This is a genomic window from Cryobacterium sp. 10I1 (assembly GCF_035019805.1).
GTDB lineage: Bacteria > Actinomycetota > Actinomycetes > Actinomycetales > Microbacteriaceae > Cryobacterium > Cryobacterium glucosi.
This window is the reverse complement of sequence record NZ_JASJVF010000560.1, coordinates 1-476: the sequence shown is the minus strand read 5'-3', so window position 1 is coordinate 476 and position 476 is coordinate 1. Positions and strand designations below refer to the sequence as shown.

Annotated in this window: 1 pseudogene; it reads left to right on the top strand. The window is 68.5% G+C overall.

The window, feature by feature from the left end:
* Positions 1-476 (top strand): annotated as a pseudogene (locus tag QN345_RS19775) (IS21 family transposase); the annotation flags it as partial.

Below are 476 nucleotides of genomic sequence, written 5' to 3'. Positions count from 1 at the left end.
GCCCCGACCTACGTCCTGACCGATAACGAGAAAACGGTGACCGTCTCCCATGTCGCCGGGGTGCCGGTGCGGAATCCACAGACGGTGGACTTCGCCCGCCACTACGGGGTGAGCGTGCTGACGTGCCAGCCGGCGGATCCCGCGTCCAAGGGCGGGGTGGAGTCCTCGGTGAAGCTCGCCAAGGCTGACATCGTGCCCAAAGACACCAACCTCCGGCCCGACTACGCCTCGTTTGCCGAGGTCGAAGCGGCCTGCGAGGCGTTCATGGCCGTGGTGAATGCCCGGGAGCACCGCGCGACCAGGCGGAAGCCGTCCGCGATGCTCGAGGAGGAACGGCCCCGGTTGCACCGGGTCCCTGACACCGCGCACACCGTCGCGCTGGGCTTGACGCGGGCCGTTCCGGAGAACACGCCGATGGTCACGTTCGAGAACGGCCAGTACTCGGTGCCGGCGCACTTGCTCGGCGCCCGTGTGTT